Origin of the sequence: Methylobacter svalbardensis (assembly GCF_037671525.1) — a bacterium.
Classification (GTDB): Bacteria; Pseudomonadota; Gammaproteobacteria; order Methylococcales; family Methylomonadaceae; genus Methylobacter_A; species Methylobacter_A svalbardensis.
In genome coordinates this window covers 1-10,449 of the sequence record NZ_JAWPOH010000086.1, presented here as the reverse complement: position 1 = coordinate 10,449, position 10,449 = coordinate 1, and the positions used below count along the sequence as shown (strand labels likewise).

General features: G+C 45.0%; 8 protein-coding genes and 1 pseudogene. 2 read left to right on the top strand and 7 right to left on the bottom strand.

Annotated features, from left to right (window positions below):
* Positions 1-103 precede the first annotated feature (103 nt).
* Positions 104-1,444, top strand: a complete 1,341-nt coding sequence (locus RW114_RS18430) for a catalase (RefSeq protein ID WP_340124217.1) — start codon at positions 104-106, stop codon at positions 1,442-1,444.
* Between the two features lie 191 nt (positions 1,445-1,635).
* Positions 1,636-3,540, top strand: a complete 1,905-nt coding sequence (locus tag RW114_RS18425) for an AsmA family protein (protein ID WP_340124216.1) — start codon at positions 1,636-1,638, stop codon at positions 3,538-3,540.
* Between the two features lie 273 nt (positions 3,541-3,813).
* Here RW114_RS18425 and ltrA read toward each other — a convergent pair whose 3' ends face one another.
* From ltrA to RW114_RS21075, 7 genes and pseudogenes are all read right to left on the bottom strand, one after another.
* The gene (ltrA, locus tag RW114_RS18420) at positions 3,814-5,160 is read right to left on the bottom strand and encodes a group II intron reverse transcriptase/maturase (RefSeq protein ID WP_340124215.1); all 1,347 of its coding nucleotides are present in this window, start codon (positions 5,158-5,160) and stop codon (positions 3,814-3,816) included.
* A gap of 403 nt (positions 5,161-5,563) precedes the next feature.
* Positions 5,564-5,887 (bottom strand): hypothetical protein, encoded by a 324-nt coding sequence (locus tag RW114_RS18415; RefSeq protein WP_340124214.1) that lies wholly within the window; start codon positions 5,885-5,887, stop codon positions 5,564-5,566.
* A gap of 225 nt (positions 5,888-6,112) precedes the next feature.
* Entirely contained in the window at positions 6,113-7,078 is a 966-nt protein-coding gene (gene egtD, locus RW114_RS18410) for an L-histidine N(alpha)-methyltransferase (protein WP_340124213.1), read from the bottom strand.
* Positions 7,075-8,346 carry an ergothioneine biosynthesis protein EgtB gene (gene egtB / locus RW114_RS18405; protein WP_340124212.1) on the bottom strand — a complete coding sequence of 424 codons (1,272 nt, stop codon included), beginning with the start codon at positions 8,344-8,346 and terminating at the stop codon, positions 7,075-7,077. Before egtB ends, egtD begins: the two co-directional genes overlap by 4 nt.
* Positions 8,347-8,708: 362 nt before the next feature.
* On the bottom strand, positions 8,709-9,125 hold the full coding sequence (locus RW114_RS18400) for a hypothetical protein (RefSeq protein WP_340124211.1): 417 nt from the start codon (positions 9,123-9,125) through the stop codon (positions 8,709-8,711).
* Between the two features lie 305 nt (positions 9,126-9,430).
* Complete coding sequence (locus RW114_RS18395) at positions 9,431-9,577, bottom strand: hypothetical protein (RefSeq protein ID WP_340124210.1); 147 nt, start codon at positions 9,575-9,577, stop codon at positions 9,431-9,433.
* A 711-nt stretch (positions 9,578-10,288) separates the two neighbouring features.
* A pseudogene (locus RW114_RS21075) lies at positions 10,289-10,449 on the bottom strand (IS91 family transposase); the annotation flags it as partial.

Below are 10,449 nucleotides of genomic sequence, written 5' to 3'. Positions count from 1 at the left end.
TGTTGGCAGGATTATGGATATTCCTTTCTATGCAGGAGGTGTTGGATTGTTACTCCCATGAGGAGCTTGCCGCTTTGCAAGAAACAGCTCAGGATTTCCTAATGTGACTTGTGTAGATAGCTATGCCCTCTGGGACGAGGCAGTTAAGATCGCCGGTGCCGATTCCGACTTTCATCGCCGTGATTTGTTCGATGCGATCAGTGACGGCGATTTTCCGGAATGGAATTTGGCAGTACAGCTGTTCTCTCAAGCAGATGCTGACAGCTTTCCCTTCGATCATCTTGATCCGACCAAACTGATACCGGAAGAATTGGTGCCATTGCAAGTTATTGGACGCATGGTACTGAACCGCTGGCCGGATAATTTTTTCGCGGATACTGAACAAGTAGCATTCTGCCCTTCACATGTCGTGCCCGGCATCGATTTCTCGAACGATCCGCTATTGCAGGGGCGTCTGTTCTCTTATCTTGATACGCAGTTATCTCGTTTGGGATCGGCAAATTTCAATCAGATACCTGTTAATGCGCCGCAGTGCCCATTCGCCAATCACCAGCGTGACGGCCATATGCAATTGGCGCAACCAAGCGGACGCGTGTCCTATGAACCGAATACGCTGTCAGCCGACTCCCCTCGCGAACAACCTGAGAAGGGCTTTCGTAGCGCGGCGGTGGACGAGTCCGGAGCCAAGGGGCGGGTTCGAGCCGAAAGTTTTGCCGACCATTACAGCCAGGCTCGGCAGTTTTATCGCAGCCAGACGCCTTACGAACAAGCACATATTGCCTCCGCGTTGGTGTTTGAACTCTCGAAGGTCGAGCATCCGCATATTCGTGCAGCCATAGTTGGCCACTTGCGTCACATTGAAGAGGGCCTTGCACAAAGGGTAGCCTCTGGCCTCGGCATGAGCGAATTGCCGCCGGCACCGACTGTGGCGATTGAAGTACAGGACTTAGAGCTATCGCCAGCGTTGCAACTGATCGGCAAAATGAAGGATACGCTTGAAGGTCGGGTTGTCGGTGTACTGGTCGCGGACGGATCAAATGCGGCCAGTATTGATGCTGTGAAGCAGGCAGTCACCTCGGCAGGTGCAAAAGTGAAGCTTATTGCAGCGAGAATCGGCGACATGAAACTCGCCGACGGCTCGCTTTTGAAAATCGATGGCCAATTGGCCGGTACACCGTCGGTTATGTTCGACGCGGTCGCCATCATCCTCTCCGACCAAGCCGCCGAGTTATTGGGCAAGGAAGCGGCCGCTATCGATTTCGTGCGCGACGCTTTTGGACATTTGAAAGCAATCGGCATTGACAAAGGCGGTGAAGCCTTGCTGAAAACAGCGGCTATCAAACAAGATGCCGGTATTATTACCATCGATTGCTTGGATCGTTTTATTGCCGCAGCTAAGACACGTCAGTGGGACAGAGAAGCGAGTATCAGAACACTGGCTTGATAAATGCAATTTCCCCAGGATTTGCCCCACCTTTGACCTCCAGGCGTCATGCATTTATTACGTCTGGAAGTCAAAGGTGGCATTATTGAAATTTATTCATTTTTTCTAGCCCAGTTGCCAAACTCTACTCTAGCTTCGATAAATTAACGGTACGAAAACGTACGTTAGTGTCTATTTTAAGGCGTATTTCAATGAGTTATAAAGCAGCGCCCACTAGGATTCACATAGAGCCAATGAACTTCAAACTGATAACCCTAACCCGTATATTTTTAGTTATTCTACTGATAGGGTTCTTTGCTATCGTAAGTCTTCTACTAGATTTTGCCTATTCCAATAACTTTAGAACCTGGTTTATTGAGACTATCGTTAATACCGAAAAGCTAAAACTTGATATAAAAGGCAAAACTCTCCTGGAAATCGGCTGGCAACCTGAACTGACTCTTAATAATATTTCAATCAAAAATAAGGCTTGGCCGAGACCTGAAAATGTTGCACAAATTGATCAATTGTCATTACAAATTTCAATACCGAAACTATTTCATGGAGATATCTTCATTAATGATTTAAGCATTAGCAAGCCGGAGTTATTCTTATTCAAAAATAAGAAAGGTGATACTAACTGGAGTTTTTCTGACCGGAAAGCTGATTCAAGCGTTCTTGAGTTACCGGTTATTTTCGAGAATCTGCATATTATTTCTGGAATATTTCATTATTATGATGAAATCCGTGATATGAATTTTGAAGGGGGTATAGATTCCTTAAAAGGCTCTGGTGGCTGGCAACTGCCGATTACCATTGAGAGTAAGGGAAGTTATCAACACAAAACTCTAAATCTGCATGCTTCTGCAGGTTCATATTCAGAATTGCGCTCAGAAAAGCAGCCATATCCGATCAAGTTGAATATGGCTTTTGGCCAAACTGAAATAGCCATTCGCGGCACAGTGATTCATCCTCTGCAAGTTGCCGATCCAAAGCTTAACCTTTCTCTTGAAGGGTCTGATATTGCCGAATTATTTCCTTTAACCGGCATCCCTTTACCACCTAGCCCAGCCTATAAAATAACGGGGGATTTAAGCCGTCATGATAGCACTTGGCGCTTTGACCATTTTAATGGTGAAATTGGCCATAGTGATTTGCAAGGAACTGTCCTGGTCAACCCAAAACTGGAGCCCTTGTATTTCAATATGGATTTGTTCGCCAAAACGCTTGACCTTGCAGATTTAAGCGGATTTATTGGCGGCGAACCTAACCATCCAGATCAAAGTGTTACGGAAGATGATGCTTTGATACCTGATCATCATTTCGACCTAAAACAAATTCGTGCAGCCAATGGTAAGGCTCGACTTCGTGCCACGAATATAATTAACAAGGAAATTCCCATAACCAACTTTGACGGCCAATTATCACTTAACAACGGTGTATTGAAGTTCGAACCCGTCACGTTCGGAATTGACGAGGGCCGGGTGAACCTTTGGATGTCAGCCCATGGATCTCAAAACCCGGCAGATGTTGACATCCAAATTCATGTGATTGACCTGTCTTTGAGCAAGCTAATCAGGAAAGTTAAAGATATTCAGAAAACGTTGGGAAAAATTAACGGTAAATTGAAAATAAAAGGTACTGGCAATACGCTTAAAGAGATACTTTCAAGCTCCAATGGAGAAGCGTATTTAGTGCAATACGATGGCAAGATTAGCGCTTTGATAGTAGAGTTGATAGGTTTAGATATTTTCCACGCTCTTGGCTACTATATCTTGGGAGATACTCAAATTCCTATTCTCTGCGCCGTTGTTGATGTCGATATTAAAGACGGGATTGCCCAGTCAAAAACTTTATTGCTCAATACCAAGGATAGTGTAGTTCATGGAAATGGCTATTTGTCATTTAAAAACGAAACCTTTGAACTTGCTATGACCCCTTATCCTCGTGATTTTAGTCCGCTTACCCTTCGTTCCACCTTAAATTTTTCCGGTACTATCTTAAAACCAAAATTTTCAATTAATCCTTTGTCTACTCTCATGCTGCTACCTCCAGTTGATATAGGCGAGATTCAAAACATTGATTGCCAGAAAATAATACGACAGGCAAAGGATTGACTTTGGGTGCGTTTAAACAAACAACACTAAAGTCCCAGAGGATTATAAGCGATCGCTATTGTGAGTCACGCGGACTAACTAACGATATCATTGATCTCAGTGCTGAGATAGTGCTGCTCTATGAGCCTCTGCGCCGCTTTATATTCACCATCAATCGAGGTAGAACAGCCAGTTACCCGAACTGCCACCGGGTCATCGGAGGCGGTCACCCGCCTCCGATTCCCACAGAACGTAGCGTGCGGATTTCCCGCACTACGCTCTTCAGTCATTGATTCACAACACAGCAATGGCCTGTAACTTCGGATAAGGAAGTACAAGCTTTGGTCGCTGCAACGGATATTGTGCTTTAATTTTCTGGAATATTTCCCATGTCACTCGGCCTTCTCTGTTGCGACTATTTAGCATTTTCCGCCAATAGCGCTCAACAATTCGGTGAACCCTTTGCAGAGCCCGAAAGTTTCCAGCAATACCATAGTAAGCAAAATGCCCTCGCAATACACGGTTAAGATTGAAAGCTTGTTCTTTTATCGACAAGTGCCGTATTCGTTTCATCAAGTCGCAGAGGTTGGTTAGACTGCGCTTAAGCCGAGATTTCTCGGTGCAAAAACCAACCCTATAATTACCTTTTAGGTTGCGTGTACAGTAGATTGTAAAGCCTAGAAAATACAGCGTCTCCGGGCGATTTCTACCTCGTTTACTCGCATGCCGTTCGGCAAACCGGCCAAATTCAACTAATTTGGTCTTGTTCGGTTCCAGTTCAAGTCCAAACTTTGCCAAGCGTTTGCGTAGTGCATTTTGCACTCGCATGGCATCCGACCGATATTGGAAGCAGATAACAAAGTCGTCAATATATCTCACCAAATAGGCTTCGCCTTCAAGGTGAGTTTTAACCACTTTGGTAAACCATAAATCTAACACATAGTGCAGGTAGAGATTACTCAGTAGTACGCTGATCGATCCACCCTGCGGCGTCCCTTCAGTATTGGGGTGTATTTCACCGTCTTCCATAATCCCCGCTTTTAACCACCGACGTATCAGGTTAATAATGCGCGGGTCTCCGACTCGATGCTCGACAAAACGGAGTAGCCATCCATGATCTAAACTCCCAAAGAAGTTCTTTAAATCCGCCTCCAACACCCATCCCACCTTGCGACCTGCAATGATCTCATTGAGTGTCGCCAACGCTTGGTGCGCACTACGGTGCGGTCGTCCACCAAAAGAGCAGGACAAGAAGTCTTGTTCATAGATGGATGACAACACCTCAGATACGCTACGTTGTAAGGCGCGATCGGTAACACAGGGCACACCCAATGGGCGCATTTCCTGTTTGCCGGGCTTTGGGATATAAACACGCCGTATCGGCGGCGCTTGGTATCCTCTGCGGTGGACAGATTGCAGCATGCTGTCAACCCATCCGTTAAAGTTCTCTTTTGCTTCCAGTACCGTTTGACCATCACACCCGGGTGCCGATTTGATGGGAATTCGGTTAAGATTTCCCCATACTCTTTCCCGCGTAATATGATGAGTCAACGACGTAAACTGGAGTTTTGTCTCACTTCGAGCTTTCGCTGCTATTCGTTGGAGTCCTGTTGTCATGACTGGATTATCTTCTCTTTGCATAGAAGTCCGTAACCTCTCTTTGTATAGAGCTCATGTTGCCCATAAACGATTCAATAACTGTTGGCCGCTTCCCCATGTAACCGGCTCTCCCGATCTCAGAGTACTATCAGCCAATCTGACTTCCATCAGCCCATCGGATCCTCCTCGCATTATTAGCTTGTCAGATCCTACAAGCTCCGCTTGAGACTGATGGATCTCCCTTGTTCACATGAAGTCCTTTGACAACATGCCGACGGTACGAACCCCGGAAGCATTCCAGCATGCTCGCCAAGCCGCCTGCTGGAATGGCGCAACCCTCACAGATCCCTGCGTGCGGAATTACCGCACAGGGCTCTTCAAAACTGCTCACTTTGCACACGGCTTCCTTATTATTCTTAGAGAGCATGAAGTATCCGTGGTTTGGCTATTGGGGTTTTTGGAACAACGGAACGGTTATGGGAAGCTTCCCATAACCGTTCCACTGCACCTTAACCCGCCAATCTTTAGTGCTTAAATTAGTAGTCGCTGCGCTGGCATTCTCATTAGGTCTTTTGGCCTGTTCATCTGGATTTGTTTTCTGTGCGCCAGTATCCTTTGCTGCGGAGGATGCTTTAGTGCTTTGGCTGGCACTTCCCGCTGTAGTTGCTACACCTTCAGGTTTGATATACCGATAACCCCGATGGACATCTTCAGATCCAGTGTTTTCTGCTTGGACTGGTTTGGTAACAAAGCCAAGACTGATATTCATAACAACAGCCAACCAGATTGGTAGACTGGAAATTTTAAAAAATGGCCAGTTTGTTACATCTAACGGGTTGGTATAACAATCCCCAAATAACCCAGAATAAAAATTTGGGTTTCACTCGATTAAACTAAACTAAAAAATTTTTCATCTAATCTTGGGTGATTTTGACTAAAACCGCGAAATGTCAATTAACGGTTTCATTCAAAAACACCCATTACCGAATTGACTTTAATAAGCTTCAAGAAAGTAAATACTGAAGAAATGGTTATTATCTGACCATATTTTTTGATGCTTGAATCCTCCAGCATTGGCCAGATGAATGAATTCATCTGGGCTGTATTTATAAGAATTTTCAGTATGCATGAATTCCCCTTTTGTGAAGCTAAAATCCTGTCCGAAAATAGTGACTTGCTGATCGTTTAGACTGACCAGGTACATTTCAATACGACCCAGCTGGTCGTTGTAATAAGCATAATGCTCGAACTTATCGCGCTCGAAGTTGCCGTCAAGTTCGTTGTTGATGCGGCTGAGCAGATTAAGATTGAAGTCTGCGGTGATGCCTGCGGCATCGTTGTAGGCGGCATTCAATGTAGTTTGTTCTTTTTTGCGGTCAACCCCGATCAGCAAACCCCCACCCTTACCGACCAGCCGGTGAATTCCGGCCAGAAAGTGCTGAACTTCCAGTGGGTCAAAATTGCCAAGGCTGGAGCCCGGAAAAAATACCACGCGTCGACCTGAGGGCACACCTTTCGGCAAAATCATTTTCTGCGTAAAATCGAGGCAAGCTGCATAAATAGGTAACCATGGGAACTGCTTACCCAGATCGCAGGCAGCTTGCTGAAGGAAGTCACCAGAAATATCCATAGGCACATAGGCCGCTGGGAGAACACGCTCCAACAGCAATTGTACTTTTTCGCAACTGCCGCTACCGGGTTCAATCAATACAGCACCCGGCTTAATCAATTCGGCAAATTCGTCTGCATGTTTCTGTAACAATGCTCTTTCAATGTTGGGAATGTAATATTCGGGTTGTTCGAGAAGGGCTTCAAAAAGTTTTGAACCGGTTTTATCATAAAAAAACTTGGGCGGAATTTGCTTGGGTTTACGGGCTAGACCATCAAGCACGGCCTCACGAAAGCTTTCCAGCTCAGGCTGAAAATCGTGAAAACTGATTTTTTTACTGAGAGCGTTCATAAATCCTCTGCCAAACGAATCCCGGCAAATTGCCAGCGATCATGTGGATAGAAAAAATTACGGTACGTTGGACGAATATGATCCAGCGGTGTGACGCAGGAACCTCCACGTAATACCCACTGGTTGCACATGAATTTGCCGTTATATTCACCCACGCTGCCTTGCCAGGGTTTAAAGCGCGGATAGGCCAGATAAGATGATGCCGTCCATTCCCATAATGAGCCGTAATAGTGGCCTTCACCGCCTTGAGGGTGAAAAACACCACTATCGCTAAACTGTCCTTGTACCGGTATTTCCAGCAGTTTTCTTTCCAATTCGGCTTCCAGGGGAAGACGTTTTCCGGCCCAATGCGCGAAAGCATCGGCTTCGTAATAACTGACATGCCCGACAGGAGCTGCCGGATTTAATGTCTTAAGTCCATATAACGTAAATTCATACCACTGACCTTCATGCTTTTCCCAATACAGCGGAGATTTCCATTGATTTTTCAGGATGTGCTGCCAGCCATCTGACAACCATAACTCTGGTCGATCATAGCCTCCATCTTCCATAAAATGTTGATATTCGGCATTAGTGATAAGGCGAGAGCTCAAACGATGCGGCTCCAGCCAGACTTTGTGCCTGGGCCGCTCGTTATCAAAAGCAAAGGTGTCTGCATCAAATCCGATCGTTACCAAGCCGCCTTGACGTTGTTCCCATGTTAAATCACTGGGGATTTCAATAATCTGCTGAGGCCGCTCCAGATAAGCCGGCCGCAAGGGGTTACTCCACAAGTTGTGTTTGATATCCATATACAGCAGTTCCTGATGTTGCTGTTCATGGTGCAGCCCCAAGGTAACCAGGAAAGCAATTTTTTGCCACTGGCTTTCATCAATCTCAGTGAGCAAATCGAGAATACGCTTATCTATGTCAGCACGATATTGATAGACCTGTTCAACAGTCGGTCGGGACAACACGTCACGTTGCGCACGTGCATGCATGTTGCCAACCGTTTGATAATAGGAATTAAACAAATAACTATAATCCGGGTCGAAGGGCTGGTAATCCGGCAGGACATCCTTTAGCAAAAAGGTTTCAAAGAACCATGTCACATGGGCCAGATGCCATTTAGGCGGACTGGTCTCGACAATGCTTTGAATTTGGTAATCGTCCAGCTTCAACGGAGCGCAAATTACAACACTCGTATTGCGAATACGTTGGTAGGATGCCATTAATTGTTGCCGGGAATTCAGCAAACAAGACGGATATTTTTGGAGTGTGGCTGACATTGAATACTATTTAGCCTTTGTCTTTACATTGGAGGTTATACCATAAAAACAGTTATCAACAATGGGCCTGATTATCCAGGTAATCACTGTTTGTTGTGAAGAAATTTTTACTGATACCTGTCCTATCAGCGGTGTCAGCTAAACGAAGACAACGTTATACCGGCATGGATTCACGTCATTTTATTTTTCCTGACACCCTTCGGGTTAATGCAAATCTGTTACAGACAGATTTGTGCAGGTATTATCCAGGCAACATGAATGTGAGTTATGTATTTGTTACAAATTGGCTGAAGATTATTGCTCATCAGGTAGGTTTTTAGCAGTATTCGTTGTAACAAAAGTTTGTTCTAAATAGAATCAACTCAGCTTTTCTCCAGTCGGGCTTTAAGCGCGTATTTTTCACGGTCGATTTCTCCCCGGGTACGAATACCAAGACGGCGTAATAGGGGTAAGGGAGGGCACCATCCTTGTAATCCATGCTGCAAAAGAAACGGCAAAACAATGCCGGGCAGGAATAACCATTTTCGATTTCTGGTTAAACCAAGAATCAGGCCGGTTAGGGCTAACGTAGAGGCATTGACCTCAAGCACTCGCTCTATATCCCATTCCTTATCCAGCATTTGAATACGCTCAAGAATTTCTGCCATGCTTTTGTCCTTGTAACGATGAATATTTATATCCGTTTGATGATCAATTTCTTCATTCACATGAACTGCGGTGGAGCTTCGGACGCGATCTAGGCTTGAACGTGTTGAATCTTCAGCATTAAATATAGGCATACTTGACTCCAATTTAAAACTTTATAAATTCTTAATGCCGCATAATCACAGCAATATCTATTAATATCTTGTGTTCCTTAACATTCGTTCTATCCAGCTCCATTAAGATAATTAACGTCTTAACAATTTCGAATTACGTAAATTTCAGCCGAACAAGTACCCCAATCTTTTTTAATTTGAACCCAGGCTATCTTTATAAATTGCAGTACATGCCATAAATTTAGTTATAGTTCCAAGCTTTACAAACCTTGTTCTAAAAGATGGCATCCCAGTTTTTAATTCCATTATTAAACGGCTCTAGCTTACTAATCTCTAAAGAAAAATAACCATAAAACCACACAAATCCCTCCTGGAACACCGAGCATCCATAATAGCAACGGTGGCAGTACCCTTCCTTCTACCTGGTGGCTAAAAGTCATAGCCTTACCTTTTAATTGACTTAATTTTTTCATGGCTTTCTCCAAAAATTGATGTTTTAGATATTGATGACAATTTTTATTTGGCTATGACACGATGGTCATAAACAGCAATTGTGATACCAATCATTTGCTTTTAATGATAAGCACCAAAAAGCTGCAGGTCTGTACGGTATCGAACCTAACCCAAGGGTTTTCTTCGGGAAGGGTGTTCATGAATCAATCAGATATTGGATATGAAACTTGGTTGTATGTCACCTTCCGGGATTTACTTTTACAATGGAACACGTCTGTCTAAAATTAGTAGATGCACAACACTGGTGGCCATTGAATGACCGCTTTTCAAAGTTAACCTGCCGTTGACTGGAAATCTTTGTCTGTCTCTTGATGTTAAGGGTTGTCAGATGCCTGCCCTTAATCGCATGCCTGCCAGGTGTCGGCAGAACGCTGAGGGCAGGCGTCGGACAAGCCTCGAGGGAGGAAACCGCGGGATATACCAAGGTTGGTCAGGACAGGCGATGGACTATGGAGATTTGAGTGATTGATCTTTGTTTGACGTGCCAAGCAAGCCGGCCTGATGGACTATGAGATTGTTTAGGTGAACCATCTCGAAGCAGATGCTACTGGCTTTTTGTTGTAGTGACGTATAAAAGCAGGGGATTTTACGCCACCAAACAAAGCCTTCCCGCATCGACTCTGGCCGATGAAGCGTTGGCGAATGCTTTGCATATCGAAAGACGCTGAAGTTCATGATGCACCTCGTTGCTGGGGTGGTGCGCGGATCAACGGTTTGCGTGCCAGGATTTCGACAATGATCATCGGCGCACCACAATCAGGGCAAACGAAGACCGGCTGGACAGATTCTGTCGATGGCTCATTTACCTTTGCTTCCTCAGGAACTACGTGCA